The organism is Paracoccus marcusii (assembly GCF_006151785.1).
Lineage (GTDB): Bacteria > Pseudomonadota > Alphaproteobacteria > Rhodobacterales > Rhodobacteraceae > Paracoccus > Paracoccus marcusii.
Genome location: NZ_VDDD01000275.1, coordinates 1 through 809 on the forward strand (window position 1 = coordinate 1; position 809 = coordinate 809).

Below are 809 nucleotides of genomic sequence, written 5' to 3' on the forward strand. Positions count from 1 at the left end.
CAACCTGCGCCAATCGGCGTAAACAACCCTTGGACTCCGGTCGCGGCTGGATGAAAGACCCGTGGCAGGTCAGAAGAATGCACTCTTCGCCGGAAGCGAAATCGGGGCCGAGAACTGGGCCATGCTCGCCTCTCTGGTTGCAACCTGCAAACTATCCGACTTGGATCCCTTCGACCACGTCGCCGATACCCTCGGAGCCATCCGCGGAGGACACCTGATATCCCGCATTGAAGGCCTCATGCTCTGGCGGCACGCACAGCCGTCAAGCTGTGCCGCAAAGGCCTCGTCGTCGCTCTTACGGCTTTCGCTGTACTGGCCCTCCTCAAGGGGTCGGCGCAGAGGCGAAACTTGAGCCATGATGATCACTGGTAACGGCGCTATGGCGATCATTCACACCGCGAAATTTGGCCATCTTGCATCCGAATCTTACCTAACACATGACAGAGGAACGAGTAAGTGTTGCGGTTGTGAGGATACGGTAATCGGCAACATTTCATGGTATTGAGAAGTGCGCAGGAGATCATCGCTCGTCATCCATTTATGATATGACGGCGAGCAGGCTGCTATACAAAGGATATAGCAGCTTTTTGGATCATGCGTTTCACCAGCTCATAGCTTTCCAACACGATCAGCTGTTTAGCATTCTGATTACCAACGGTCACAGCCAGATCTATCGAAGTGAAAGTTGTGCCGACGACCGGTTGCATGTTGACGATCTGTGCGACGTTGATAGTCAGTAAGCGCGACGCGGCCCCCCTCCTGCCGCTTCTGATCTGACCGGGCCATTTTCTGTACGCATGAGCGTTGGA

2 protein-coding genes are annotated in these 809 nt (G+C 54.8%); one reads left to right on the forward strand and one right to left on the reverse strand.

The features are described from left to right. Nucleotides 1-121 precede the first annotated feature (121 nt). A complete protein-coding gene (locus FHD68_RS19840; RefSeq protein WP_341872783.1) occupies nt 122-352 on the forward strand; it encodes a transposase domain-containing protein in 231 nt (76 codons plus the stop codon). Between the two features lie 211 nt (nt 353-563). On the opposite strand, the gene FHD68_RS19435 is transcribed toward FHD68_RS19840, so the two are convergent. Then, nucleotides 564-809 (reverse strand): hypothetical protein (locus tag FHD68_RS19435; RefSeq protein ID WP_208863820.1); only part of this gene is annotated, 246 nt, incomplete at its 5' end.